The organism is Delftia sp. WY8, assembly GCF_018437695.1.
In the GTDB taxonomy this organism is placed as follows: Bacteria; Pseudomonadota; Gammaproteobacteria; order Burkholderiales; family Burkholderiaceae_C; genus Comamonas; species Comamonas tsuruhatensis.
Genome location: NZ_CP049795.1, coordinates 6,139,492 through 6,165,942, shown reverse-complemented (window position 1 = coordinate 6,165,942; position 26,451 = coordinate 6,139,492). Strand labels below are relative to the sequence as shown.

The window sequence follows — 26,451 nt, the reverse complement described above, 5'->3', positions numbered from 1 at the left end:
GCGTTCCCGCGACCCGTCTTCTCAAGACCCGTTTCCTCACGCCTTCTGCGCCTCGCCATCCTCCACGGATGCCTCGGAGGACGCGGAGGCCTCGGATGCCTCGGACGCCTCAGGCGTCTCTGGCTCTGGCTCTGCCCCGGCGACTGCGGCCGCCTGCGGCACCTCAACAACCTCGGCCGCACGCTTGCGCCGCTCCTGCTCGAGCAGCGCGGTCAGCGCCGCGTGGATGCGCTCCAGCGTGCCGCCCGGGTTGACCCACCAGTCCGTGGACCAGATGCGCAGAATCTGCCAGCCCAGGCCGCGCAGTACCTGCTCGCGCAGCTTGTCGCGGTCGCGTGCCGTGGCCGAGCGGTGGTAGGTGGCGCCGTCGCACTCCACGCCCGCCAGGTAGCTGCCCGCATGGTCCGGGTGCACCACGCCCAGGTCCACGCGGAACGAGGATGCGCCGATCTGCGTGTGCACGCGCCAGCCCTTGCGCTCCAGCGCCTGGGCCACGCTGGCCTCGAAGGGGCTGTCGAAATCGCCCTGGCTGCCATGGTGCGACTCGGCCAGCGCGCGCGGGCCGCGCTCGGCAAATTCCAGGAAGTGCTTGAGATCGCGCACGCCCGCCGCCTGGGTGCGCGACAGGTCCATCTGCTCGCCGCGCAGGCTGGAGAAGATGCGCAGCTCCTGCCGCGCGCGCGTCACCGCCACGTTCAGCCGCCGCTCGCCGCCGTCGCGGTTGAGCGGGCCGAAGTTCATGGATACCGCGCCCGAGATATCGGGCCCGTAGGTGATGGAAAAGTACATGATGTCCCGCTCGTCGCCCTGCACGCTTTCCAGGTTCTTGACGAAGACGGGCTCCAGCAGCGCATCGGAGAAAAACGGCTCCAGCCCCGGGTCCTTGCGGCGCTCTTCGTCCAGCAAATCCTCGATCAGGCTTTGCTGCTCGGAGTTGAAGGTGACCACGCCGATGGTGGCACCCGACTGCGCAAACCCCGGCGACTTCAGCCGCGCCACCAGGTCGGCCACCAGGGCCTTGGCCTCGGGCTGGTTGATGCGGGCGCCACCCTTCTCATAGCGGCCCTGCACGGCATGGAAGCTGACGGCGCGGTCATCGGTGACGGGCGAGGGAAAGGTCACCAGCCCGCCGCCGTAGTAGCGGTGGTTGCTGAAGGCGATCAGGCTTTCATGGCGCGAGCGGTAGTGCCACGACAGGTTGCGCGTGGGCAGGCTGGCGCCCAGGCATTCGTCCAGGATGCTTTCCATGTCGCCTTCCACGCCCTGCGTGTCGTCGTCGAAGGTGTCGGAGGTGTCGGCGCGGCCGAAGAAGCTGGTGGGTGGCAGCTGCTTGGGGTCGCCGACCATGACCACCTGCCTGGCCCGCGCCATGGCGCCGATGGCGTCCCAGACGGGGATCTGCGAGGCCTCGTCGAAGATGACGATGTCGAAGTTGCTGGTCTCGGCGCTCAGGTACTGGGCAATGGACAGCGGGCTCATCAGCAGGCAGGGCGTCAGGCGCAGCACGGCCGACGGGATCTGCTCCAGCAGTTGGCGCAGCGGCAGGTGCTGGCGCTTCTTGGTGATCTCGCGCCGCAGGATGCCCCACTCGCTGTTGCGCTGGATGCTGTCGGCCGAAGGCAGGCCCGCGCACAGCCGCGCACGTATCCACTGGCGCGTGACGGAGGTGAATTCATCGTCCAGCGCGCGGAAGTCGGCAATGCGCCGCTCATGCTCGGCAGAGACGAAGCGCTTGAGCACCTCGTCCTCGTCCACGGCCAGCGCCAGCCACCAGCGCGCGTAGTTGACCTCGAAGGCCTTGGGCGCCTGGGCCGGCTCCAGGCTGCCGGACTCGATGGCGTCGGCCAGCGCACCCAGCCCGCCCGCGCGGGCCGCGGCCTGGGCATTGCGCCAGGCGCACCAGGCATGCAGGCCGCCCTGCCCGGCCAGCACGCCGCCCGCCGTGGCCGCCAGCTGCTCGGCCGTGCGCTGGGCCAGGGCACGCTGCTGCGGCTCGCCATGGGCTGCCGCCGCGCTGAAGGGGTCTATGGCCGCGTGCAGGCCGGCCAGGCTGTCCAGCAACTGCTGGCAGGCCATGCCGACCGCGGCGCCCTCGCCCAGCTCGGCGCTGCGCAAGGCCAGCACCTGGTACAGGGCCTGGCGTGCCTGGGCCAGTTCGGCCTCCTGCCAGCCCAGCCCGGTCAGCCCTGCCTGCAGCGATCCCTGCAGGCGCAGCGCATGCTCCACGGCTTGCGGGCGCGTGTCCAGGCCGTCCCAGACGCCGGGGCAGCGCAAGCGCAGATCGTCCAGCGCCAGCAGCTGTTCCTCGATGGCGCTGCGGGCCGCCAGCTGCGCATGGGCCTGCTGCAGCGCCGCGCCACAGCGGCCCTGGGCCACGGCGGCGTGCGATGCCATCAGGCCGCCGCGCCGCGTCAGTTGCAGGCGCTCGCGCTCGAAGGCCAGCGCGTCCTGCAAGGCCTGGGCATCGGTTTCCAGGCCGCGCCACAGGCCGTGGCTGGCATCGGCCAGCGGCAGGTAGCCATCGAGCTGGCGGTCGATCTGGTACAGGGCCTGCAGGCGCTGCACTTCGGCCGCCCAGCGCTCGCCGCCATGGCCTTCGGCCACGGCCTCCAGTCCGTCGAGCGAGAAGGCTTTCTGCGCGCGCGCGGCCAGCAGGGCCGCATTGGCCTTCAGGGCGCTGCGCGCATGGTCGGTGCGCGTGCGGTGTCCGGACCACAGGCCGTCGGCTGCGGCGCCGGGCTGGATCTGGTCCAGTTCCTCGCGCAGGCCCCGGATGCGCACCAGGGCGGCCAGGTCATCGGCCACGCGCGGCTCGCCCGCGCCTTCGATGGTGGCCTCCAGCGCCGCGCGCACCTTGCGCCTGCCCAGCCAGGACAGCGGCCACAAGGACTTGCCGGCCCTGACCCATTCGCGCTGCAGCTGCGCCACGTTGAGCTGGCCCACGCCGGCGCCGTACTTGACGGACAGGCCCTGGCGCAGCGCCGCGATCTCGTCGATGCACTGCAGGCCGCGCTCCAGCTCGTCGCCCAGGGCCACGGGCCAGGGCGTGCCCAGTCCGGCCTGCAGGCGCCGGCGCTGCGCCAGCAGGTCCAGCGCCTGGGCCAGGCGCGCCTGCAGCTCGGCCGGCCAGGGCGCCGGAATCTGTGCGGACAGATCACCGTGCTGCGCCAGCAGCTGCAGGCCCGATTGCAGGGATTCGCCAATTCGCGCGCCGTCAGGCAGCACGCAGAAAGCCAGGTTGCGGCCTGCGGCCGCAGGCAGCGCGCGCGCGATCACGCCCAGCGCCGAGCGCGCCTGGCGCCCCAGCGCCGGCCACTCCATGCGCAGCAGCCGGCCCAGCTGCTGCGCCGCCTCGGCAAAGCCCTGGCCTGCATCGTGCAGCGCCTGGGCAGCATCCACCATCTGCTGCTGCCAGCGCACGGACCAGTCGCTGGCCTGCACCGTGGCCAGCGGCCCGTCCTTCAGATGCTGCGCGCCCACGGCCTGGGCATTGGCCTGCAGGCGGCCCGCAGTCTCGCGCAAAAGGGCCAGGCCCGCTTCGTCATGGGCCTGGGGCGTGGGCCAGTGAAATCCCAGGCGCGGCAGCTCCTGGCCACCGGCCACGGCGCCAATGGCGCGGTAGATGGTCCAGCCGTTGGCGTGGCGCCGGTGCAGGCGCTCCACATAGGCCGACAGCTGCTCGCGCAGGCGGCCGAGCTGGCTGGCCTTGGCGGCCCAGGCCTCGGCATCCACCTGGCCATGCGAGTCCCAGGATTTCTGCAACTGGCCCAGCACGTCGAGCTTGCGGCTCTTGTTGGAGTGCAGCTCCAGGCAGAACTCGCCCAGGCCCACTTCGCGCAGGCGGCGGTAGACCACGTCCAGCGCGGCGATTTTCTCGGCCACGAAGAGCACGCGCTTGTCCTCGGCCAGGCACTGCGCGATCAGGTTGGCAATGGTCTGGCTCTTGCCCGTGCCCGGCGGGCCGATGAGCACGAAGTCCTTGCCGCGCGCAGCGGCCATCACGGCCGACAGCTGCGATGAATCGGCCGGCAGCGGGCTGAAGACCTGCTGCGGCGCGAACTCCTGGTCCAGCCGCCGCGTGTCGGGAAAGGCGATCTCCGAGCGATAGGGCTCGCGCGGCGTGTCGATCAGGTGGGCGACCACGGGCGAGCTGCGCAGCTGGTCGGCGCGCTCGGCCAGGTCCTTCCACATCAGGTATTTGGCGAAGGAGAACATGGACAGCACCACGTCCTCGCTGACCTCCCAGCCGCGCACGTCCTTGATCGCCTCGCGCACGCGGGCCCAGATGCCGGTGATGTCCAGTCCGGCCTCGTCGCGCGGCAGGTCGCCTGCGGGCACGCCCAGCTCCAGCTGGAAGTCCTGGCGTAGCATCTCGACCAGCGTGGGGTTGAAGCGCGGCTCGTCCTCATGCGCCTGCAGCGTGAAGCCCGAGCGCGCGCTCTTGCGCTCCAGCGTGACGGGCAGCAGGATCAGCGGCGCGCGCACGCGCACATCGGGCTTGTCGGGCCGGCTCCAGACCAGAAAGCCCAGGGCCACGAACAAGGTGTTGGCGCCGCCTTCCTGCAGCGCGTTGCGCGCGCCGCGAAACAGCTCCACAAAGCGGCTGTCCAGCTCCAGCGGCTCCAGGTCGATGAAGACCTCGCGCCGCTGCAGCGCCTCTTCGGCGTGCGCGCCGCGCAGGTCTTCCAGGCTGCGCGCCTCGTGCAATGGCTGGCTGCGCGGGTCCTTGCCCTGCATGAGCTCGGGGCTGGGCAGCAGCTTGAGCACCTGGCCCCGGGCCAGCGTGTCCTCCAGCGCGGGCGCGGCCACCTGCAGCAGCAGCGATTTCTTGCCGGGCTTGAAGTTGAGCAGGGCATTGCGCAGCGACAGGTCCAGCAGCCGGCGCTGCCAGCGCGCCAGCCTGTCCTTGGGATCGAGCTGGGAGGTGGGCACTTCGCGTGTCTGCGCCTGCGCCAGGAGTTCGGGCGGCGGCTCCACGGTGAGCCGTGGCTCGGCCTGTCCTTCGCCGGCCTCGGGCGCGGCGTCCTGCGGCTGGGCCAGCGCCAGCGGGCGGATGCGCTGCATGCGCGCGCGCCGAACGTCCACCAGCAGCTCGAACTGGTCCTCATGCTCTTCGGCCAGCTGGCGCGCGCCCTGGGCAATGGCCTGGCTGAAGGCCACGGCCTGGCCCTGCGCGGCCAGCGTGGTCTCGAAGACCACCAGCTCCTGCAGCTTGAGCCGCTTGCGCACGGCCGTGATGTCATCGACCACGGCGGTCGAGAATTCCTGCCTGCCCAACCACAGGCCCACGAAGGCATGGCCGCGCGTGAAAACCAGCAGCGGGTTCAGGTGCGCCTGCTCCAGGCAGGAGGCGAACAGCAGCGTCAGGTCCAGGCAGGTGGCCAGGCCCGCATCCAGCACCTGGGTCGCGCCGCGTATCTTCTGGCCCGCATGCTCGAAGCTGGCCGGCGGCAGCGCGTAGTTGAGTTTCTTCTGGAGCACGGAAGTCCAGATGGCCGAGGCCAGTTCCCAGGCCCGCTGCGGCCCCTGTTCATAGCCGTTGATGGCGCCGGACTTGCCCGCCGACTCCAGCGCCTGCGCCGCGCCCTTGAGGATGCGGTCCACGGCCGGATCGTTGGGTTGCACGAAGGCCGTCACCATCTCGGGCAAATGCCCCAGGCCGCCCCACTGGTTGCGTGCCAGCAGTTCCAGCGGGTGTTCGTGCCGGGCCAGCACCGTCTGTGCCGGCTGGCCGCTGCGCAGCTCCAGCCGCAGCACGGCAGGCTCGGCCTCGGTCAGGCGCGAGAGCAAGGCGCCGTCCAGCGCCACATCCAGGTCGGTCAGCGCATAGGTGCTGTGCGCGGCCACCGACTCCAGGCGCCAGGTGCGCGGCTTGATGAAGGCAGGCTCCGAGGCCAGGTGCAGGCTCAGCGCCTGCAGCGGCAGATCGCCCTCGTTGACGATGGCCAGCTCCAGCAGCGCGGGCACGGCGTTCTGGAAGTCGGCGAGATTGAGCTTGGCGACGGTGCCGATGCGCAGCTGCGGGGCCGTCTGCGGCGCCTGCGCGGCGGCGGGGGCGGCATCTGCGGGGGAATCTCGGCGGGGGTCTTCTGTCATGCGCGGTAGTCCTTGGCTGGCCAGCAGGCGGCGGGAACTGTCGAAATCCCGTCATATTCCTGGCCCGACGATTGTCCGCTGCGAATGGGGCGCCGTGTCCGAGATGGGCGGTTTTCAGGGGTCACTGTTTGCAAAAAATGAGAGCGAAGAGGCCTGCTGAGAACATCAATCCGCAAGCCCGGCAATCACTTCATGCACGAGCGCATCCCCGTCAGCGCCTCGAAGATCATGGCGTTGACGGCACCGTGCACGGCGGTCACGGCACGGGCAAAGCGCGCTGACCCCATCGCAAACAAGCCTGCCGCATCTGGATATGCGCAAATGCCTGGTGGACGGTCCCGGCTGCACGTGGTTGCGTAACTTTATGATTAGTCACCATATAATATGGCACCAACAACCACGGCGCACAGCGCCCATGCAAGGAAACACCATGTCCCACTATCTGGTCGAGCTCTATTCCCCCAACCCCGCCTGGCTGGCCCTGCCCGCCGCGCAGCGCCAGCAATTTCTGGAAGGGGTTGCCAGCGCCATGGGCAGCCTGGCTGCCATGGGCGTGCAGGTGCTGGCCCTGGCCGAGACCGAGAGCGGCCTGGACCAGGCCAGTCCGCACCGCTTCCTGGGCATCTGGCGCTTTCCCGATACTGCCGCGCGCGATGCCCTGCTGGCGGGCATCAAGGCCAGCGGCTGGTACGGCTACTTCGACCATGTGAACGCGGCCAGCGGCACCGGTGGCCTGGAAAGCCATCTGAAGGCGCTGGCCGAGGTCTGAGGCGGACGGGCGATGGGTGATGAATGGGTGCAGGATGGATGCTGCAGCGCCGGCGCTACGGCTGAATCGGGCAGCCCAGACGCTTGAGCGTCTCGTCGATCCATGGCGCGCTGTAGGTACCGGCAGCGATGTCGGCCACCATCTTGGCCTCAACCATCTGTTTTCCATGTGCTGCATCCAGCAGGGCCTGCGCTTGCGCATAGGGTACGCACAGCAAGCCGTCGTCATCGCCAATCATGAGGTCGCCGGGCTCGATCACCATGCCATCGATGGCGATAGGCACATTGATTTCGCCCGGGCCATCCTTGTAGGGTCCGCGGTGCGTGACGCCCGCGGCAAATACCGGGAAGCTGCCAGCACGAATCCATGCCGCGTCGCGGATCGCGCCGTTGATCACGATCCCGCCCAGTTGGCGGCGCATGGCGTCTCCGACCATGATTTCTCCGATGAGTGCGTTGGTGAGGTCGCCGCCCGCATCCACCACGATCACGTCACCTGGGCTGGCCAGTTGAAGTGCCTTGTGGAGCATGAGGTTGTCGCCCGGGCGTGTCTTGATGGTCAACGCGGGGCCGGCCATGCGCCCGCCGCCGTGCATGGGGCGCAGCCGCGCGCCGCCAGCCGTCATGCGGGCCATGCAGTCGCTGACGTTGGCTACAGGCACGTCGAGATAGCGCCTGGCAATATCCAGGCTGACAGCGCGTTGCCGCTTCAGAATTTGAAGACCGATCATGGTGTGGTGCTCAGAGTGGATGGAATGAAAGCCGTGCCGCTCAATCGAGCGTGGTGCCAGAGCTCTTGACGATGGGTGCCAGGCGTGCGCGGTCGCTGGCGTAGAGCCTGGCCATGTCCTGCGGTGTGCCGGTGATGAGTTCGGCGCCGGAGTCGGCGATCTTCCTGGCCGTGTCGGGTGCGTTCACCACCTTGTTGATGGCTTCGTTGAGCTGCCTGACGATGGCGTCGGAGGTGCCGGCCGGGGCCATCACGCCCCACACGCTGGCCAGCTCCACGCCCTTGATGCCGGATTCGGTGTAGGTCGGCACGTCGGGCAGCAGCTTGGAGCGGCTCGCGGTGGTCACGCCGATGGCGCGCACCTTGCCCGACTGGATGTGCGACAGCAGCGTGGGGATGGAGCCCATGTACATGTCGATGCGCCCGCCCAGCAGGTCGGGCATGGCCTGCGCCACGCCGCGAAACGGCACGTGGGTGAACTTCACATTCGAGCTTTTCTGCCAGGCCTCGCTGATGAGGTGCGAAATGGTGCCGGTGCCCGGCGTGGCAAAGCTCAGGCGCCCGGGTTCCTTCTTCGCCGCCTGAATGATGTCGTCCAGGGACTTGTACGGGGAATCGGCATTCACCACGAGCACGGCCGGGCCGGCTGCGACCAGGGCCACGGCGCGCAGGTCCTTGTCGGGGTTGTAGGTGAGCTTGGAGTACAGCAGCGGGTTGAGCACCACGTTGTCGGTCTGCGCCATCACCAGGGTCAGGCCGTCGGCGGGGGCCTTGGCCACCTGGTCCAGAGCCAGGTTGCCACCGGCCCCGGGCTTGTTCTCCACCACGATGGCCCACCCATGGGCCTCGGTGAGCTTGGTGCCGACCAGCCGCGTGAGGTTGTCGGTGCCGCCACCGGCCGGAAAGGGCACGATGAACCTGATGGGGCGCTGCGGATAGGTGCCCTGGGCATGGGCCGGAGCCATGGCGGCAGCGGTCAGTGCCAGCAGGCCGGCGAGGGCCAGGCGGCGTCGGGTCGGGGTCGTCATTGCGGATGTCTCCTTTGGTGGTGTCGGTTGGCGCATGGGTACGTTGATCAGGCTTGGCTGGCGAGCACGTGGCTGCCCAGCCAATCGATGGCCTCGTCGGTGGAGGTGCCGGTGAAGGGCTGCACCGCATGCGCCCGGGCCGTGTCGGCGAACAGCGCCTCGACGGCGGTCAAGGCGATGGGCGTCAGGCCGTTGCGGGCCATCTGCTGCCGGGCCTCGGCCACCTCGTTGCGGCGGCGTGCGGAATGCGGGATGTGCGTGCGCACCATGGACTCCATCAGCGTGCGCAACGGTGTCTCGTCGATGTCCTGCAGCACGGCATGCAGTTGCTCGCGCAGGCCCATCTGCTGGGCCGTCACCAGGCACTCCACGGCCAGCGCCTCGGCCCCCTTGGTGTAGATGCTGCGCAGGAGCTTGAGCGCGGCGGCCTCGCCCGGCTGTCCGCCCACCACGCGAACGGAGCCGCCAAAGGGCAAGAACAATTCCTGTACAAAACCGGCCTTGCCACCGGCCACGAGCAGCGGCGTCTTGCTGCCGCCCAGGTTGACCGCGCCGGTGATAGCCACATCCACGAAGTGCACCGCCCTGCCCTGGGCGACGCGCCGGGCCAGCTCGCCGCATTCGCGCATCTCCTGCGGGTCGGCCGTGGTCATGTCCACATAGACCACGCCATCGCGCAGATGGGGCAGGCAGGCCTCGAACAGGCTGCGCGCCACGGTGCCGAACACGGCGCTCACCACCACGTCGGCCTCGGCCAGCCAGGCGCCGGGCGCGGCATGCACCTGCGCGCCAGCGGCCTGCACGGCGTCGGCCACCGCAGCGTTGGGCTGCAGCTCGCACAGGCCCACCAGGCTGTGCCCCTGCTCCAAAAAGGCCTGCATGTAGCAGGCGCCGACCATTCCACCACCCAGTATTGCGAACTTCATAAAAATACAAATTTAAAACATTTATCGCAGTCTACGGAGCGCATCTCCTTTTTCTTCCTAGAGATTTCCCGTAGAACTTCGAATATTTGTACTTGTTTTGTATTTTTCGGAATAAAGCGAAGCGAAACGGGTCCCTCAGCCGTCACCTAGAATCGGCGCACCACTCCCATCCACTTGGTGCAAACACAGTGCAAAACGTGAAAGACAAGGCGTACGAGGTTCTGCGGCAGCGGCTCATCGGCGGCCACTACCGACCCGGCGAACAGCTCAAGGAGGAGCCCATTGCCCGCGACCTGGGACTGAGCCGCACACCGGTGCGCAATGCGCTGCACCGCCTGGTGGAAGATGGCCTGGCCACCGATGGCGCGGGCCAGGGTATCCGCGTGTCGGAGTGGAGCGACTGGGATGTGGAGGAGACCTTCCAGCTGCGCATGCTGCTGGAGCCGTACGCCTCGTTCCTCGCGGCCACGCGCGGCGGCGAGGGGCTGGCCGATGAGCTGGAGGCCAGCAACCAGCGCATGGAGGCCGGCATTGCCGCTGGCCACGACGGCATTGGCGAGGTGCAGTCAGCCAACCGGGATTTTCACCACGCGCTGATCGAGGCATCGGGCTCGCCGCGCCTCAAGACCATGCTGGCGACGATGATCGACATGCCGATCATCAAGCGGTCGTTCTACATCTACACGCCCGAAGAGCTGGTGCAAAGCCTGCACCACCACTGCGACCTGGTGATCGCCATACGTGCCAGGGATGGGGAGCTGGCACGCCAGGTGATGCAGCTGCACCTGCGCATGTCCTACCACCGGTTCATGAAGCATCGGGGTGAATACCGCGCGGATGCATGAGCGGTGTCATGACCGGGGCTGAACCCTTTGCGCTGCCCCCACCCGGTACAGCCGCGGCAGCCAGACAAAGGCGATGAGGACCAGCACAACGCCCGCCAGCGCCATGGGCAGCACCATCGGCCAGGCACCGTGGCGCATCGTCGGATCGACAAATTGCGCCGCCAGCTGGCCGGCGCAGAAGGCCACGCACATGATCGCGAAGCCCGAACACGACACGGCCCGCCCGGCCAGCTGCGGCGGCAGGCCCCCCACCGCGCCCGCCTGGCCGCAAGGCTGGTGCAGGCCATGGCCCAGCGCATACACCGCGTGCCCTAGCAACAATGGAACGGGCGAGGCCGGCGCCAGCACGCAGCCGGCGATCTGGATGCACGGCCCCAGCAGACTGAGCGAAGCGCCCAGCTGCACCGTGCGCACCGGCCCGTGGCGCGACAGCAGGCGCCGGCACCATGTGATGCCGAGGATGTAGACCAGCGAGCCGCCCGCTGGAATCCAGCCGTAGAGCACGGGCGACAGGCCGAACAGGTCGACGTACACCATCGGCGACAGCAGCAAAAAGCAGAAGATGCCGCCGTAGGTGGTTGCGGCCAGTGCCGTCCAGGCGCAAAAGCCGGGGTCGGCGATCACCTGGCGCACACCGCCAGCGGATACGGATACGGGTACGGATGCGAGGACCGGGGCAGACTCCGCCGGCGCTTGCCGCGTCTCGCTGAAAGTGCGCCAGCACAGTGCCAGCAAAGCCAGCGAGTAGACGCCCATCGCCACCAGCACCCAGCGCCAGCCGGTGGCCTGGACGCCCCATGCACCGGCAATCGGCGCCACCAGGGCCACCAGCCCCAGGCCCATCAGGCCGCGGGCCATGATGCGCGGCCCTTCATGGGCCGGATACAGGTCGCGCACCGCAGCCCGTGCGCACACCAGGATGGCCGCCATGGCCGCGCCCTGCACGGCGCGCCAGGCCACCAGTGCGTCCGCGCTGCCCGCCAGCGCACAGCCTGCCGCCGCTGCCGTGTAGCAGGCCAAACCCGTCAGCAGAACGGGCCGGCGCCCGAAGCGGTCGGCCAGCGGTCCGCACACCAGCTGGGCGACACCGAAGGCCAGCATGAACACGGTCAGGCTGCTGCTGGCCGAGCCCAGGTCGCGCGCGATCTCGGGCAACGCCGGCAGATAGCCATCGGTGGCGACCGGCTGCGCGGCCAGCAGCAGCGGCAGCAGCAGGAGAAAGGAAACGGAGCGGCGCGGGCCGGGATCAGCGAAGTTCATCTCAATGAAGCCTGGTCACGGCATGCGGCGCGTCGAGCGAGGGAGTTCGAAGGACGATACATGGCCAGTTGCGCGCCATGCATCCTATGCGACGGCGGACAGCACGGCCCGCAGGCCCAGCAGATAGCTGTCCGCGCCGAAGCCGCAGATCTGGCCCCGGACGATGTCGGCAAACACCGAGTGGTGGCGGAAGGGCTCGCGCGCATGGATGTTGCTCATGTGGATCTCCACCACGGGCACGGTGAGCATGGCCAGCGCGTCGCGGATGCCGTAGCTGTAGTGCGTCCAGGCGCCGGCGTTGATGAGCACGCCATCGACGCCGTCCCGAAAGCCCTGGTGGATGCGATCGCACATGGCGCCTTCGCAATTGGTCTGGAAGCTGTCCACCTCGCAGCCCAGCTGGCTGCCCAGGCTGCGCAGCGAGGCGTCGATCTCGGCCAGCGTGACCGTGCCGTACTGCGCCGGATCGCGCTGGCCGAACATGTTGTGGTTGATGCCGTGCAGCATCAGGATGGTCTTCATGGGGTGTCCTCGATTCAGGGATTCGTTCATGCCACCGGGGTCTCGACGGCGGCACCGGTACGCGCCGCCTCTGCAATGGCCTCGGTGATCTGCAGGTTGCGCAGGCCGTCGTGCACGCTGACCAGCGGCTGCGCCAGGCCGCGCGCCACCTGCGCGAAATGCGCCATCTGGCGCACCAGCGGGTCTTCGCGCTCCACGGCGGCCACATCCAGGTCGAAGGGCTCATTCCAGGAGCGCTGGCCGGCCGATGCATAGGTCTTCAGCCGCATGCTCGGTATGGCCAGCGAGCCGAAGGTGCCCGCCACCAGGTAGCAGTCTTCGTCCTCATAGCTGGCATAGGCCTTGTTCTCCTGCGAGGTCTGCTCCCAGCTGCGCGCGCTGGCGGCCGTGTCCGAAAGCACAAAGCTGCCCAGCGCACCGCTGGCAAAGCGCAGGTTGATGGCCACCGTGTCTTCCACGGCAAAACCGCGCGTGGCATGCGAGGCGAAGGCCTGCACGGCCACGATGTCGCCGCACAGCATGCGCAGGTTGTGGACCTCGTGGATCATGTTGAGCAGGATGGGGCCGCCCCCGGCCTCGCGGCGCCAGGGGCCTTCCTCGAAATAGGCGTCCGGCTTGTAGAACAGGGCCGCGCCGGTCACGGCCACCAGGCGGCCCAGCCGCCCCTGGGCGATGAGGGCCGCGGCCCGCGCCATGATCGGGCTGTGGGCGCGGTGGTGGCCCACCAGCACGCGGGCGCCGCTGCGCTCGGCCAGCGCGGCCAGGCGCTGTGCCTCGGCCACGGTGGAGGTGACGGGCTTTTCCAGCAGGATGGGCAGGCGCGCATGCATGCACTGCGCCGCCTGCGGGGCATGCAGGCGGTTGGGCGTGGCCAGCACCACGGCGTCGGCCCTGTCATGGGCGATCAGCTCGCCCAGGTCGCGCCACAGCGGCACTCCGGCCCTTTGGGCAAGCTCCCGGGCTGCCGGCGCCGGGTCCACGATGGCGGACAGGCGGCAATCCGCCTGGGCCCCGATGGCGGCGATATGGGCCTGGCCGATCGCGCCGGCGCCGGCCACGGCAATGCGAAGCGGGTGCAGCTGTGCCATGGCATGCCCCCTCAGAAGCGGTGCAGCACGCCCAGCTGCACGCCCTTGATGGTGCGGCCGTTGACGTCGTCGGCCGATGTGAAGTTGGGCTTCATGCCGCCCGAGGCCGCCAGCCGGAAGCCCGCGTTGCGGTCGTTCTTCAACTGCTCGGCCACCGCGTAGAGCATGGTGCGCCTGGACAGGTCGTAGTAGGCCGCGACCGCGCCGCCCGATGCGCCGCGCCCGCTGTCCGAGCCATCCTGTATGCGGCCCCACAGTGCGCCCACGCGCAGCTGCGGCGTCACGCGGTAGTCGGCCGACAGCTGCCAGACGCGGTAGAAGCGGTGCACGTCGGCGTTCGTGCCCGCCACCAGCCCGCCCACATTGCCCAGCACCGTGCCCGTGTTGTTGCCCGCCGAGCCTGCCGTGCTGTTGTTGGACCGCACAAAGGCCAGCTGGACCTTGCCCTTGCCGTAGTCGTAGTTGGCGTAGAGGTTGTCGTAGCGGACCGCGTCGGTATAGGCCGCGCTCTGCGGCGCACGCGCATACAGGCCTGCATAGCCCACGCGGTAGGGGCCGTTCAGGTAGTCCAGGCCCAGCTGGTAGATGGCCTGGCGCGCTGGAGCACCGGTCTCGGCCATGGCGTAGTGGGCCTCGAACAGGAAGCCGGCCATGCGCGGCGAGGTGTAGGAGATGTCGTTGTCGAAGCGCGAGGGCACGCCGAAGTTGTTGACCATCGATCCCAACGTGCGCGAGGTGAAGTCGATGTAGTCGCCGCGCCCGAAGATCACGGTGTTCTGCCGGCCCAGCCGCACCTCGCCCCAGCCGCCGCCCAGGCCCACCCAGCTTTGGCGGTCGAAGCCGCGCGTGCTGTCGGCCTGCGTGCCGTTGTCGGCGTTGATGCCCATCTCCAGCTGGAACTTCGCGTACAGGCCACCACCCAGGTCTTCCTGACCGCGAAAGCCCAGGCGGCTGCGCAGCAGGGCACCGTCCTCCAGCGTGGTCATGGATGCGCCCGAGCTGCTGCGCATGTGGTTGATGTACTGGTCCACGCTGCCGTAGATGGTGACCGAGGACTGGGCCTGGGCGCCCGCTCCCCAGGCGCCCAGCACGGTGGCCAGGGCCAGGATGCGAAGGGCCCCGCGCTGCGGCACTCGCGGTGTCTGGTGCATTTGCTGTTGCATGGTCTTGTCTCCTTCTCTGTGAAAAATGCTTTTTCGGGCGTGGCTGCGCCCTGCCCCGGACGCATCCAGGGCCGGTTGTCTGTCGGCTGGATCAGTAGGAGATGTGGGCGGTGGCGCGCAGCTCGTCGGGCGTGGCGCTGCCGAAGCCGAAGAATTCGAGGTAGGCGGGAATCATCTCGAACAGCATGTCCGTGCCCACCTGGAAGTCGCAGCCCTTGTCGCGCACGGCGCGCAGCAGCGGCGTGAACTCGGACTTCATCACCACCTCGCCCACAAAGGCGGTGGGTGCGATGCGCTGCACATCGAACGGCAGCGGGTCATCGTCCTTCATGCCCAGCGGCGTGGCGTTGACGACCACGTCAAAGCCCCGCGGGTCCCTGGAGCCCGTGCCCACCTTCATCCTCGGGTAGTAGGCAGCGAGCCGCCCGGCCAGGGCCTGCGCGCTCTCGTCCCGCGTATCGAACAGCATCAGCTCGCCCACGCCGGCCGCCGCCAGCGAGGCGGCAATCGCCGAGCCCACGCCACCCGCCCCGGAAATCAGCACCCGCGCGCCCTGCAGCTGCCGCCCCTTGCGCAGCACGCCGCGCACAAAGCCCGCGCCGTCGAACTGGTCGCCCAGCAGCGTGCCGTCCTCGCGCCGCAGCACGGCATTGCAGGCGCCTGCAATGTGCACGGCGGGCGTGACCTCGTGCACCAGGTCCACCACGGACACCTTGTGCGGCATGGTGATCAGCGCGCCGCGCAGGTTGGTGAAACGCATGATGGCGGCAAAGTCGCCGGCGAAATGCGCCGCCTTCACGCCCATGGGCACGACGCAGGCATCAATGCCCCGGCTGTCGAACCACGGGTTGTAGATCATGGGCGACTTGAAGGTCTCGGTCGGGTCGCCGATGTGCGCGATGAGGGTGGTTTTTCCGGAAATCATTTCCTGGGGCCTTCGGATGCCTTGGGTTGCAGGATTCAGCGGCCGGACTGGGCCAGGGCCTGGTTGCGCAGGCGGTCGTACTCGGCAGCTGCCACGGGCTGCGCACCGGCCTCGCCCAGGTCTTCCATGCGCACGCGGTAGGTCTCGCGGGCGCTCCACGCGGCCAGGGCGGCCACCACGGTGATGCCGAAGGCGATCAGGCCCACGGTCAGCCAGATGTTGTGCGCACCCGGAGGCGCCACGGCCGTGAACAGCGCGGGCAGCATGGCGGTGATGGCCGTGCCCACGTTCTGCGAGATGGCCATGGCCGAGACGCGGGTGCGGGTGGGGAACAGCTCGGGGTAGAAGCTGGGGAACACCGCGTTGTAGCCCTGGTAGACCACGCCCCACATCAGGATGGACATGGCGAAGGCCAGCGGCATGTTGCGTTCGCTGATGGCGTAGAGGTAGCCGATGGCCAGCAGGCCCGACAGCAGCGCGCCGAAGATGATGGGCGGGCGCCGGCCGATGCGGTCGGACAGGTTGCCCACCATGGGGATCACCAGCACCGCGACGATGTTGCCCACCACGGGAATCCACAGGTACATGTCCTTGGCGAAGCCGATGCCGTAGGCGGGCTGCACGGCGTAGGCCGCGCCGAAGATGGTGGCCACCACGGGGATCACGTTCATCAGCGCCATGCAGACCACGCGCAGCATGTCGGGCGAATGGTGGCGGAAGGCCTCGACCACGGGCGAACGCGGACGCGCCTCGCTGCGGCCTGCGGCGGTGAAGGCCGGGGTCTCGTTGACCTCGCGGCGGATGATCCAGCCCGCGATGATGACGACGAAGCTCAGGATGAAGGGAATGCGCCAGCCCCAGCTGTTGAACTGCTCGGTGGGCATGTAGTGCGCCAGCGGCAGGAACACGGCCGCTGCCAGGATCTGGCCGGCCTGCACGCCCTGCAGCGTGAAGCTGGCGAAGAAGCCGCGCCGCCCGAACGGGGCATGCTCCAGGATCATGGAGCTGGCGCCCGAGATCTCGCCGGCCACCGCGAAGCCCTGTATCAGCCGCATCAGCACCAGCAGCGCGGGCGCCCACAGGCCGACCTGGTCATAGGTGGGCAGCAGGCCCACGGCGATGGTGGAAAAGCCCATCAGGAACATGCACCACACCAGCACCTGCTTGCGCCCGTGCGTGTCGCCCAGATGGCCCAGCACGAAGGCGCCGATGGGCCGCGCCACATAGCCCACGCCATAGGTAGCCAACGAGGCGATGATGGCAATCGCCGGATCACCCTGCGGAAAGAAGATCTGCGGAAAGATCAGCGCAGCCGCCGTGGCGTAGATGAAGAAGTCGTAGTACTCCAGGGCCGAGCCTATCCAGCCGCTGGTGGCGGCCTTGCGCGGCTGGTGCCCGGTGGGCTGTGTGTGTATCGGGGTTGCGCTCATGTGTTGTCTCCTCCATGTAGAAAAGGCCCCTGCCCGATGCTTGCGGCCAGGCCGGCGGGATGTAAAAAATGTAGTTCCCGCCTATGGATGCGCCCAAGCCAATTTCGAAAGGCATGTGCGCTGATCGCACCGCGCTGTTCGATAATCGCACGCACCCAGGGTTAATACGGAAAAATCAAAACCGTCATGACAACACCTTCCACCCTCGCCCAGCGCGACTGGATTGCCGGACTGGAACGCGGCGTATCGATCATCGAAGCCTTTGACGACGCCCACCCGCGCATGACGGCCGCCGAGGCCGGCCAGCGCACGGGCATGACGCGCACCGCCGCGCGGCGCTACCTGCTGACGCTGCAGCACATGGGCTACGTGGCGGGGGACGGCAAGCTGTTCTGGCTCACGCCGCGCGTGCTGCGGCTGGGGCAGTCGTACCTGGAGTCGGCGCGGCTGCCGCGCATCGTCCAGCCGTTCCTGCAGCGCGTGGCCGCCGGCACCCATGAAACCGCCTACCTGGCGGTGCTGGACGACGACGAGGTGGTCTACATCGCGCGCAACGGCCCCAACCGCAACATGAACACCGGCTACGTGCTGGGCGCACGCGTGCCGGCCCAGGTCACGGCGGCCGGCATGCTGATGCTGTCCATGCGCAGCGACGCCGAGCTGGAGCACTGGCTGGACAACCGCGCGCTGACGGTCTTCACCTCGCACACCATCACCTGCCCCGCCGAAATGCGCCGCGAGCTGGCCCTGATCCGCACCCAGGACTGGGCGCTGTGCGAGCAGCAGCTGAACCTGGACTCGCGCGGCATTGCCGTGCCGCTGCGCGACCGCCACGGCGCGCTGGCCGGCGCCCTCAACATCACCATGCCCATGGGCCGCGAAACCGGCAAGGACGCCGTGGCGCGCGTGCTGCCCATGCTGCGCGAGACGGCGCAGGCCATGCGGGATCTGATCTGATGGTGAACAACACGGCCATGGCGCAACTTCCTGGCCTGGACATGCATGGCGGCGACGACCATCTGCTGCAGCATCTGCAGGCACTGGAAGTGCGGCTGCACGATCCGCAGGTGCGATCGGACGCAGGCCAGCTGCAGGCGCTGCTGCATGAAGACTTCCTGGAATTCGGCCGATCGGGCGGCATGCACGACCGGGCCGCCACCGTGGACAGCCTGGCGGACGCCTTGCCAGCACAGGCCCCTGCCCGGCTGGTGTCAGGCGGCTTTGCGCTGGCGCGCCTGGGACCGGACAGCGCGCTGCTGACCTACCGCTCGGCCAGCGTGGCCGAGGATGGAACGGCCGGCCGGCATACGCTGCGCTCCTCGGTCTGGCTGCGCACGGCGCGGGGCTGGCAGATGCGCTTCCACCAGGGCACGCCCACGGCGCCATTCGACCTGGCCGCATCCATGCCATGAGCGGCCTGCGGCGTGTTCAGACGGTCTCGAACGCGTACTTTTCCGTATCCACCTCGCGCTGCGAGGCCACGGCATAGCGGTCGCCCTGGATGCGCTCGGGCTTGAAGAGGTCGTCCAGTTCGGCCAGCAGGGCCGCATCCAGGCGCACGGCGCCGCCGCGCAGGTCTTCGTGCAGGTGGTCCACGCTGGTGGTGCCCGGCAGGGCAATCACATGCTCGCCCTGGTGCAGCACCCAGGCGATGGCCAGCTCGGCCAGCGTGCAGTCGGCGCGCTCGGCAATGGACTTCATGGGCGCGAGCAGCTGCAGGTTCTTCGCATAGGCCTCGGGCGCAAAGCGCGGCATGGCGGCGCGGATATCGCCCTTGACCAGTCCTTCGACCTCCTGGAGCTTGCCGGTGAGGAAGGCGCGGCCCAGCGGGCTGAAGGCCACGTAGGCAATGCCCAGTTCCTTGCAGGCCTGCAGCGTGCCCAGCTCGGCATTGCGCGACCACAGCGAATACTCGCTTTGCAGCGCGGCGATGGGGAAGGTGGCATGGGCGCGGCGCAGCGCGTCGGCGCCGATCTCGGACAGGCCCAGGGCGCGCACCTTGCCCTCTTCCACCAGGCGCGACATCTCGCCCACCGATTCCTCGATGGGCACGCGGCGGTCCCAACGGTGCAGGTAGTAGAGGTCGATGACATCGGTGCCCAGGCGCTGCAGGCTGTCTTCGCAATTGCGGCGCAGGGTCCTGGGGTGGCCATCGATCACGCGGCGCACCACGCCGTCGTCGCCGCGCACGCCGGCCATGCCGCATTTGCTGGCCAGGGTGATGTGGTTGCGGTGGGACTTGAGCACGGGGCCGACCAGGGATTCATTGGCGCCGAAGCCATACAGCGCCGCCGTGTCGAACAGCGTGACACCGGCGTCCAGCGCCGCATGCAGCACGGCCTTGCCCTGCTCGGGCGACGGCGGATGGCCATAGGCGTGGCTGAGGTTCATGCAGCCCAGGCCGACGGCGCTGACGGAGAAGGGACCCAGGTTTCGTGTGGACAGGTTGGTCATGGTGGCTCACAGGGAAAAGAAGAAAGGGAGCGGCCGGCGCTCCCTTGCAGTGCATTCGCACAACGATTTTGCCGTCAAACCGCAGCGCCCCGCACGCCCGTGCGCGCCCAGGCCGGCAGCGGCACGGGCCGGTGCAGCACGTCGTCGTTGAGCCACTGCGCGCTGCGGCGCGCGCGCTCGGCCACGGTGTCCAGCGGCAGTTGCTGGTAGTCGTCGTTAAAGACCTCGAAGCTGTAGTCGCCACGGTAGCCCAGGCGGTCCAGGCGCAGCACCAGGTCGGCCAGACGCTCGCTGTGCACGCCCTCGCCCGGAAACACGCGGAAGGTGCGCGCCGTGGCCATGCGTTCCTCGAAGGTGGGCGCGTCATGCCACATGAAGTCGGACAGCTGCACCAGGACGATCTTGTCGCGGTCGATCAGCTCCAGCGCATCCAGCGGCGTCTTGGCGGCCAGGATGTGGAAGGAGTCCAGGCCGATGCCCAGGTTGGACATGTCGGCGCGGCAGACCACGTCCCAGCTGGTGGTGAATTCGTTGACGTTGCGGCCCCAGGACAGGCCCTCGTAGGCGATCTTCACGCCCAGCGGAATGCCGAGCATGGCCAGCTTGCGCAGGTCGCGCGCAATCACGTCGAGATCGCCCGTGGCATGGCGCGAGGTGGACGAGCAGGCCAGCAGCACGGGGCTGCCGATCTCGGCGCACATCTCCAGCATGGATTTGGCGATGTCCACCTTGTAGTGGTGCAGGTGGTCGGACAGGCCCTCGAAGTCGCGCAGCACCTGAAAGCCCGTGGGCCGCAGGCCGCTGGCGCGCACCGCCGCCGCAGCCGCCTTGACGCCGCCCGGGTGGCCGGCCAGGTCGCGCGCGCTGAGCATGACCTGGGTGAAGCCCGCGCGCCGGATGGCGTCGAGCTTGGCCTCCAGCGAGCCATTCAGAGTGATGGTGTCCATGCCATAGCTGTCCAGCAAGCCCATGTTGCCCTCCAGGATCGTTGTGTGTATCGGCGGTTGAATCGGACGGCGGCGCGCCAGGCTTTGCGCTAGGCGTCGCGGTGCACCAGCTCGAACACCACGGTACCCATGGCGTTGCGCGTGAGCGCGCCGCGGTCATCGGGGTGCAGGCGGCTCGATTCCACGAACTCCACGCCGCGCTGACGCAAGGCCTGCACGGCAGCAGGCACGTCGGTGGTGCCCAGGCCGATGCGCTGCAGGCGCTCGGGCATGTCGTCCCACTCCAGGCCCGGATCGGGCTCGATGAGCTGCCACAGGAAGCGCTTGCAAGGACTGCGCATGAGCTTGCCCTTGGGCAGGATGCCGAAGCGCTGCGCATCGGGCAGCAGGTGGAAGTCGAACATGCGTTCGAAGTAGGTGATCCAGTCGGCGCTGCGGCCACGCCCTATGTACTGGACCACGCCGAAATAGCCCAGGCCGGCCAGCGCCGGCGGATGGGGATCGGCCCCGGCAACGGGCTTGAAGTCGATGTCATAGATGGAGAACTCCTGCCATCGATCGACAAAGTAGAAGCGGCTGCCACCCGGGCCGTGGATGGCCGGAATGTGCAGCTCCATCGCCTGGGCCTGGCTGGGCGCCGCCCAGGCTCCCAGCTCGATGCAGCGCGTATGCGCCTGCAGGGCATCCTGCACGCGCAGCGCCACGGCCGAGATGACGGGCTGCCCGTCGGACGCGGCATGGGCGAGCGCATCGGCGGCGCCCGCATTGACCACCAGGTTCATGTCCCCCTGCCGGTACAGCGTCACCTCGCGCGAGCGGTGCCGCGCCACGGGGCGAAAACCCAGCCCCTCCAGCACCTGGCCCAGGGCCTGGGGCTGGCTGGTGGTGTACTCGATGAACTCTATGCCGTCGATCCCGAGGCGATTGGACGCCTCGGGCACGTCTTCCCGGCTGCTGGAGGAGGAATCGGTCATTGCGGTACTCCGGGTGGAAACATGATCGTCGTGCCACGCCCAAGTGGCATCGCTCTCCTACGATCAAATACGCGTAAAACTGGCGCGGCCCAACTCAGAGACACCGAGGAAGGGCCGCCCCGCACCGAGGGTGTCGTCCCCCTTTCAGGGGGAAGACGCGAAGCGGCTCAGGGGGTGAGCTGTTTTTCCAGATCGTGCAGGACCTGATAGCAGGGCAGGACCTGGGCCACGCTGGAATTGGGCTCGCGGCCTTCGCGGATGGCGGCGAAGAACTCGCGGTCCTGCAGCTCGATGCCGTTCATGGACACATCGACCTTGGAAACGTCGATCTTCTCTTCCTTGCCGTTGACCAGGTCGTCATAGCGCGCGATGTAGGTGCCGGTGTCGCCGATGTAGCGGAAGAAGGTGCCCAGCGGGCCGTCGTTGTTGAACGACAGGCTCAGCGTGCAGATGGCGCCATTGGCGGCCTTGAGCTGGATGCTCATGTCCATGGCAATGCCCAGTTCCGGGTGGATGGGGCCTTGCACGGCGTTGGCCTTCACGATGGGGCTGCCGGCCTGGTAGGCGAACAGGTCCACGGTGTGGGCAGCGTGGTGCCACAGCAGGTGGTCGGTCCAGCTGCGGGCCTGGCCCAGCGCGTTCATGTTGGTGCGGCGGAAGAAGTAGGTCTGCACATCCATCTGCTGGATGTTGAACTCGCCGGCCGCGATCTTCTTGTGCACCCACTGGTGGCTGGGGTTGAAGCGGCGCGTATGGCCGCACATGGCTACCAGGCCGGTCTGCTTTTGCAGATCGGCCACGGCCTGCGCGTCCTTGAGGCTGTCTGCCAGCGGGATCTCCACCTGCACATGCTTGCCGGCCTTCAGGCACTCGATGGCCTGGGCGGCATGCATCTGCGTGGGCGTGCACAGGATGACGGCGTCCACCTCGGGCAGGGCCAGGCTGTCGGCCAGCTCGGTGGTCACATGCTGGATGCCGTACTTGTCGGCCACTTCCTGGGTCTTGGCCAGCTCGCGGCCCACCAGGGAGACGACTTCCACGCCGTCGATGTTCTTGATGCCGTCCAGGTGCTTGATGCCGAAGGCACCGGCGCCCGCCAGGGCGACTTTGATGGTCTTGTTGCTCATATGAGTCTCCGTAGAGCCGCCTCAAGGAGGCGAAGGCCCCCTCGGGGGGCAGTGAATACACGCAGTGATGAACGCGGGGGCCTCAGCCGTTCTCCAGGATGAGATGCCCGACAGCGGTGTTCGATGCCGGCACATGGTAGAAGCGGTGGTTGACCTTGGGCAGCGGCGCGGGGCCGTCCACATCGGCCATGGCGCCGCGCGCGATCAGCCACATCACCAGCTCGATGCCTTCGGAGCCGGCCTCGCGCACGTAGTCGATATGCGGCATCTTGGCCAGGCCGGCAGGGTTCTCGATCAGCAGGTCCAGGAAGCGGTTGTCCCACTCCTTGTTGATCAGGCCCGCACGCGCGCCCTGCAGCTGGTGGCTCATGCCGCCCGTGCCCCAGATCTGCACGTTCAGGTCTTCGTCGAAGCTTTCCACGGCGCGGCGGATGGCGCGGCCCAGGTTGAAGCAGCGCTGGCCCGACGGCACGGGGTACTGCACCACGTTGACGGCAAACGGAATCACCGGGCAGGGCCAGGCGCCCGTGCGCGCGTCCTGCTCGCCGCACATCAGCGACAGCGGCACGGTCAGGCCGTGGTCCACGTCCATCTTGTTGACGATGGTCAGGTCGAAGTCCTGCTGGATCACCGACTGCGCAATGTGGCTGGCCAGTTCCGGATGGCCGATGACCTTGGGCACGGGGCGCGGGCCCCAGCCTTCGTCGGCGGGCTGGTATTCAGCGGCCGTGCCGATGGCAAACGTCGGGATGAAGTCCAGGCTGAACGCGGTCGCGTGGTCGTTGTAGACCAGGAAGATCACGTCGGGCTTGTTGTCCTTGAGCCATTGGCGCGAGTGCTCGAAGCCCTTGAACAGCGGCTGCCAATAGGGGTCGCCCACCTTGCCCAGGTCCATGGCCGCGCCGATGGCGGGCACATGCGAGGTGTAGACGGATGCGGTGATGCGTGCCATGTCAGTTGCCTTCCTTGTTGTTCTTGTCCACGCTGCCGGCCTTGCCCTGCGGCTGGCGGTGGGCCTGGGCATCGCCCTCCTCGCCCACGCGGCGGTTGCCTTCGGCCGAACGGCCTCCGCTCACCATCATGTTGCGGTATTCCTCTTCCGACATGCCGGTCATGGAGCCGGCCATTTGCTGGAAGCTCTTGCCATCCGTGGCGCCGATCTTGGCCAGGAAGTAGATGTTGCCGCCCGTGCGCATGCACCAGTTCAGATCGCGGGCCAGGACGGCCTGCTTCTGCTCCTCGCTCATGGCCCATTCGTCCAGGTAGGCACGCTCGTCGGCTTTGAAGCGCTCGCGGTTCTCGGCCTTCATCAGCGACATGCAGAACTGGTTGAGCCAGTAGCCTTTGCGGGACTGCTCGGCATCGAAAATGATGGTGCCGGGCACGTCCAGATAGGGTTTGTCCAATGCCATGGATATCTCCTTGAATATGTCCGGCACCCAGGCCGGACATGGTCGCCATCAGGCTTCTTCGGGCCAGTACAGACGCATGGGGTTGTCGACCAGCAGCTTCTTCTGCAGCTCGGCAGTCGGTGCAATGTGCGGGATGAAATCGACCAGCAGGCCGTCGTCGGGCATGTGGTCCTTCAGATTGGGGTGGGGCCAGTCGGTTCCCCACAGCACGCGGTCGGGGAATTCCTCGACCACGCGGCGGGCGAAGGGCACCACGTCACGGTAGGCATTTTGCTCGCCGTCCAGCGCCTTGGGGCCGGTGACGGACAGGCGCTCTGGGCAGCTGACCTTGCTCCATACGTTCTGGTGCTCGCGCATGAACTTGAGGAACAGCTCGAACTCGGGCCCGTCCACGGGCTTGCTCACGTCGGGGCGGCCCATGTGGTCCACGACCACGGTGGTGGGCAGGCTGGTGAAGAAATCCCACAGCTCGGGCAGGTCCACGGCCTCGAAGTAGATGACCACATGCCAGCCGAGCTTGGCGATGCGGCCCGCGATCTCCATCAGCTCGTCCTTGGGCGTGAAGTCCACCAGGCGCTTGACGAAGTTGAAGCGCACGCCGCGCACGCCGGCGGCGTGCAGTTCCTGCAGCTCCTCATCGGTCACGCTGCGGCGCACCGTGGCCACACCGCGCGCCTTGCCGTTGGCGGCCTTGCAGGCATCGACCATGGCGCGGTTGTCGGCGCCGTGGCAGGTGGCCTGCACGATGACGTTGCGCGCAAAGCCCAGGTGGTCGCGCAGCGCAAACAGCTGCTGCTTGCTGGCGTCGCAGGGCGTGTACTTGCGCTCGGGCGCGAACGGGAATTCATCGCCGGGGCCGAAGACGTGGCAGTGGGCATCGACAGCGCCTGCGGGCACCTGGAACTTGGGCTTGGAGGGGCCGGCGTACCAGTCCAGCCAGCCGGGGGTCTTTTCAAAAGCGCTCATGTTCCCTCCTTCAATCGATGTAACGAAGGCCGGCCTTTTCGAGCGGCTCGCGCATCTTGTACATGTCCAGGCCCAGCACGCCGGAAGCCAGCTTGGCGCGCTTCTCGCCCTCGAAGCTCTCTCGCTTTTGCGCGGCAGCCAGGGTTTCGGCGGCCTTGGCGGCGGGCACGCAGACCACGCCGTCATCGTCGGCCACGATCACGTCGCCGGGCGTGACCCACATGCCTGCGCAGACCACGGGGATGTTGACCGAGCCCAGCGTGGCCTTGATCGTGCCCTTGGAGGAGATGGCGCGGCTCCACACGGGGAAGTTCATTTCCTGCAGCGTCTTCACGTCGCGCACGCCGGCATCGATGATCAGCGCACGCGCGCCGCGCGCCTGGAAGCTGGTGGCCAGCAGGTCGCCGAAGTAGCCGTCCGTGCATTCCGAGGTCACGGCCGCGACCACGATGTCGCCGGGCTGGATCTGCTCTGCGGCCACATGCATCATCCAGTTGTCGCCGGGCTGCAGCAGCACGGTGACGGCCGTGCCCGAGACCTGCTGGCCCGCGTAGATGGGACGCATATAGGGCTTGAGCAGGCCCACGCGGCCCATGGCCTCGTGGACGGTGGCCGAGCCCAGGGCGGCCAGGCCGTCGGCGGCCGCGCGGTCGGCGCGCTGGATGTTGCGGTAAACCACACCGAGTTCGTACATGGTGTTCTCCTTGATCTGTGGTGGCGGCCTGCTTACAGGCCCTTTTGCTTGAGGGCGGCGTCCAGGCGCGGGAACACGCGGCGCGCGTTGCCTTCGTAGACCTGGTAGCGCTCTTCTTCGGTGAGGTTGGCCGTGGCCTCGATGTAGCGCTTGGTGTCGTCGTAGTAGTGGCCCGTGGTCGGATCGATGCCGCGCACGGCGCCGATCATCTCGCTGGCGAACAGGATGTTCTTGACCGGGATCACCTTGGTCAGCAGATCGATGCCCGGCTGGTGGTAGACGCAGGTGTCGAAGAAGATGTTGTTGAGCAGGTGCTCGTCCAGCAGCGGCTTCTTGAGTTCCTGCGCCAGGCCGCGGAAACGGCCCCAGTGGTAGGGCACGGCACCGCCGCCATGGGGGATCAGGAACTTGAGCGTGGGGAAGTCCTTGAACAGGTCGCTGGTCAGGCACTGCATGAAGGCCGTGGTGTCGGCATTCAGGTAGTGGGCGCCCGTGGTGTGGAAGCACGCGTTGCAGCTGGTGGAGACGTGGACCATGGCCGGGATGTCGTACTCCACCATCTTTTCGTAGATGGGGTACCAGGAGCGGTCCGACAGCGGGGGCGAGGTCCAGTGGCCGCCTGACGGATCGGGGTTCAGGTTGATGCCCACGTTGCCGTACTGCTCCACGCACTTGACCAGCTCGGGAATGCAGGTCTTGGGGTCCACCCCGGGCGACTGCGGCAGCATGGCGGCCGGGATGAAGTGATCGGGGAACAGCTGGCTGACGCGGTAGCACAGCTCGTTGCAGATGGCGGCCCAGGTGCTCGATGTCTCGAAGTCGCCGATGTGGTGCGCCATGAAGCTGGCGCGCGGGCTGAAGATGGTGAGATCGGAGCCGCGCTGCTTCATCAGCTTGAGCTGGTTGGTCTCGATGGTCTCGCGGATCTCGTCGTCGCTGATCTTCAGCTCGCTGGCCCGCGGGGCCTTGGACGGGTCCTTGAGTCCCGCGATCTGCAGGTCGCGCCAGGCGCCCAGGGCCGCGGGCGCGGTGGTGTAGTGGCCGTGTACGTCGATGATCATCGGAGGGTCTCCTGCGTCTTTATGGGGTGGAAATG

23 protein-coding genes are annotated in these 26,451 nt (G+C 68.0%); 4 read left to right on the top strand and 19 right to left on the bottom strand.

What is annotated here, in order from left to right; translation table 11 throughout:
* Nucleotides 1–36: 36 nt before the first annotated feature.
* The gene (locus tag G4D77_RS28195; protein ID WP_154834061.1) at nucleotides 37–6,096 is read right to left on the bottom strand and encodes a DUF4011 domain-containing protein; all 6,060 of its coding nucleotides are present in this window, start codon (nucleotides 6,094–6,096) and stop codon (nucleotides 37–39) included.
* Between the two features lie 430 nt (nucleotides 6,097–6,526).
* Here G4D77_RS28195 and G4D77_RS28190 point away from each other — a divergent pair, with 430 nt between their 5' ends.
* Nucleotides 6,527–6,865, top strand: coding sequence for a DUF6616 family protein (locus G4D77_RS28190; RefSeq protein WP_154834060.1), 339 nt, complete (start codon nucleotides 6,527–6,529; stop codon nucleotides 6,863–6,865).
* A 55-nt stretch (nucleotides 6,866–6,920) separates the two neighbouring features.
* Here G4D77_RS28190 and G4D77_RS28185 read toward each other — a convergent pair whose 3' ends face one another.
* From G4D77_RS28185 to G4D77_RS28175, 3 genes are read right to left on the bottom strand one after another with little or no spacing between them, the layout of a single operon-like run.
* A complete protein-coding gene (locus G4D77_RS28185) occupies nucleotides 6,921–7,595 on the bottom strand; it encodes an RraA family protein (RefSeq protein ID WP_016451449.1) in 675 nt (224 codons plus the stop codon).
* A gap of 40 nt (nucleotides 7,596–7,635) precedes the next feature.
* Nucleotides 7,636–8,622 carry a Bug family tripartite tricarboxylate transporter substrate binding protein gene (locus tag G4D77_RS28180; protein ID WP_213757814.1) on the bottom strand — a complete coding sequence of 329 codons (987 nt, stop codon included), beginning with the start codon at nucleotides 8,620–8,622 and terminating at the stop codon, nucleotides 7,636–7,638.
* Between the two features lie 47 nt (nucleotides 8,623–8,669).
* Nucleotides 8,670–9,521, bottom strand: a complete 852-nt coding sequence (locus G4D77_RS28175; RefSeq protein ID WP_250134285.1) for an NAD(P)-dependent oxidoreductase — start codon at nucleotides 9,519–9,521, stop codon at nucleotides 8,670–8,672.
* 215 nt (nucleotides 9,522–9,736) lie between these two features.
* On the opposite strand from G4D77_RS28175, the gene G4D77_RS28170 reads away from it, so the two are divergent.
* The gene (locus G4D77_RS28170) at nucleotides 9,737–10,393 is read left to right on the top strand and encodes a GntR family transcriptional regulator (RefSeq protein WP_012206234.1); all 657 of its coding nucleotides are present in this window, start codon (nucleotides 9,737–9,739) and stop codon (nucleotides 10,391–10,393) included.
* A 6-nt stretch (nucleotides 10,394–10,399) separates the two neighbouring features.
* On the opposite strand, the gene G4D77_RS28165 is transcribed toward G4D77_RS28170, so the two are convergent.
* From G4D77_RS28165 to G4D77_RS28140, 6 genes are all read right to left on the bottom strand, one after another.
* On the bottom strand, nucleotides 10,400–11,653 hold the full coding sequence (locus tag G4D77_RS28165) for an MFS transporter (RefSeq protein WP_154834058.1): 1,254 nt from the start codon (nucleotides 11,651–11,653) through the stop codon (nucleotides 10,400–10,402).
* Between the two features lie 84 nt (nucleotides 11,654–11,737).
* Nucleotides 11,738–12,175, bottom strand: a complete 438-nt coding sequence (gene aroQ / locus G4D77_RS28160) for a type II 3-dehydroquinate dehydratase (protein WP_074924075.1) — start codon at nucleotides 12,173–12,175, stop codon at nucleotides 11,738–11,740.
* A gap of 26 nt (nucleotides 12,176–12,201) precedes the next feature.
* Nucleotides 12,202–13,263 carry a Gfo/Idh/MocA family protein gene (locus tag G4D77_RS28155; protein ID WP_213757813.1) on the bottom strand — a complete coding sequence of 354 codons (1,062 nt, stop codon included), beginning with the start codon at nucleotides 13,261–13,263 and terminating at the stop codon, nucleotides 12,202–12,204.
* An 11-nt stretch (nucleotides 13,264–13,274) separates the two neighbouring features.
* Nucleotides 13,275–14,426 carry a porin gene (locus tag G4D77_RS28150; RefSeq protein WP_154834056.1) on the bottom strand — a complete coding sequence of 384 codons (1,152 nt, stop codon included), beginning with the start codon at nucleotides 14,424–14,426 and terminating at the stop codon, nucleotides 13,275–13,277.
* Between the two features lie 91 nt (nucleotides 14,427–14,517).
* Nucleotides 14,518–15,351 (bottom strand): shikimate dehydrogenase family protein, encoded by an 834-nt coding sequence (locus G4D77_RS28145; protein ID WP_154834055.1) that lies wholly within the window; start codon nucleotides 15,349–15,351, stop codon nucleotides 14,518–14,520.
* 35 nt (nucleotides 15,352–15,386) lie between these two features.
* Nucleotides 15,387–16,781: an MFS transporter gene (locus G4D77_RS28140; RefSeq protein ID WP_017404655.1), complete on the bottom strand. Its 1,395-nt coding sequence runs from the start codon at nucleotides 16,779–16,781 to the stop codon at nucleotides 15,387–15,389.
* 186 nt (nucleotides 16,782–16,967) lie between these two features.
* Here G4D77_RS28140 and G4D77_RS28135 point away from each other — a divergent pair, with 186 nt between their 5' ends.
* Together G4D77_RS28135 and G4D77_RS28130 are read left to right on the top strand one after the other, a co-directional pair.
* Entirely contained in the window at nucleotides 16,968–17,738 is a 771-nt protein-coding gene (locus tag G4D77_RS28135; RefSeq protein ID WP_012206241.1) for an IclR family transcriptional regulator domain-containing protein, read from the top strand.
* Nucleotides 17,739–17,755: 17 nt separating this feature from the next.
* Nucleotides 17,756–18,193 carry a nuclear transport factor 2 family protein gene (locus tag G4D77_RS28130; RefSeq protein WP_227740981.1) on the top strand — a complete coding sequence of 146 codons (438 nt, stop codon included), beginning with the start codon at nucleotides 17,756–17,758 and terminating at the stop codon, nucleotides 18,191–18,193.
* 16 nt (nucleotides 18,194–18,209) lie between these two features.
* Here G4D77_RS28130 and G4D77_RS28125 read toward each other — a convergent pair whose 3' ends face one another.
* The 9 genes from G4D77_RS28125 to G4D77_RS28085 all read right to left on the bottom strand — a co-directional run bounded on the left by G4D77_RS28125 (nucleotide 18,210) and on the right by G4D77_RS28085 (nucleotide 26,416).
* Nucleotides 18,210–19,235: an aldo/keto reductase gene (locus G4D77_RS28125; RefSeq protein ID WP_154834054.1), complete on the bottom strand. Its 1,026-nt coding sequence runs from the start codon at nucleotides 19,233–19,235 to the stop codon at nucleotides 18,210–18,212.
* Nucleotides 19,236–19,309: 74 nt separating this feature from the next.
* Nucleotides 19,310–20,206 carry a sugar phosphate isomerase/epimerase family protein gene (locus G4D77_RS28120; protein WP_154834053.1) on the bottom strand — a complete coding sequence of 299 codons (897 nt, stop codon included), beginning with the start codon at nucleotides 20,204–20,206 and terminating at the stop codon, nucleotides 19,310–19,312.
* Between the two features lie 65 nt (nucleotides 20,207–20,271).
* On the bottom strand, nucleotides 20,272–21,156 hold the full coding sequence (locus tag G4D77_RS28115; RefSeq protein ID WP_034366790.1) for a 4-hydroxyphenylpyruvate dioxygenase: 885 nt from the start codon (nucleotides 21,154–21,156) through the stop codon (nucleotides 20,272–20,274).
* A gap of 167 nt (nucleotides 21,157–21,323) precedes the next feature.
* Nucleotides 21,324–22,283, bottom strand: a complete 960-nt coding sequence (locus G4D77_RS28110) for a Gfo/Idh/MocA family oxidoreductase (protein ID WP_016450429.1) — start codon at nucleotides 22,281–22,283, stop codon at nucleotides 21,324–21,326.
* A gap of 82 nt (nucleotides 22,284–22,365) precedes the next feature.
* On the bottom strand, nucleotides 22,366–23,235 hold the full coding sequence (locus G4D77_RS28105; RefSeq protein WP_047472058.1) for a class III extradiol dioxygenase subunit beta: 870 nt from the start codon (nucleotides 23,233–23,235) through the stop codon (nucleotides 22,366–22,368).
* Between the two features lies 1 nt (nucleotide 23,236).
* A complete protein-coding gene (ligA, locus tag G4D77_RS28100; RefSeq protein WP_016450431.1) occupies nucleotides 23,237–23,695 on the bottom strand; it encodes a protocatechuate 4,5-dioxygenase subunit alpha in 459 nt (152 codons plus the stop codon).
* A gap of 48 nt (nucleotides 23,696–23,743) precedes the next feature.
* A complete protein-coding gene (locus G4D77_RS28095; protein ID WP_016450432.1) occupies nucleotides 23,744–24,661 on the bottom strand; it encodes an amidohydrolase family protein in 918 nt (305 codons plus the stop codon).
* Nucleotides 24,662–24,671: 10 nt separating this feature from the next.
* Nucleotides 24,672–25,355, bottom strand: a complete 684-nt coding sequence (gene ligK / locus G4D77_RS28090) for a 4-carboxy-4-hydroxy-2-oxoadipate aldolase/oxaloacetate decarboxylase (protein ID WP_012206250.1) — start codon at nucleotides 25,353–25,355, stop codon at nucleotides 24,672–24,674.
* A gap of 32 nt (nucleotides 25,356–25,387) precedes the next feature.
* Complete coding sequence (locus G4D77_RS28085; protein ID WP_016454681.1) at nucleotides 25,388–26,416, bottom strand: amidohydrolase family protein; 1,029 nt, start codon at nucleotides 26,414–26,416, stop codon at nucleotides 25,388–25,390.
* Between the last annotated feature and the right edge of the window lie 35 nt (nucleotides 26,417–26,451).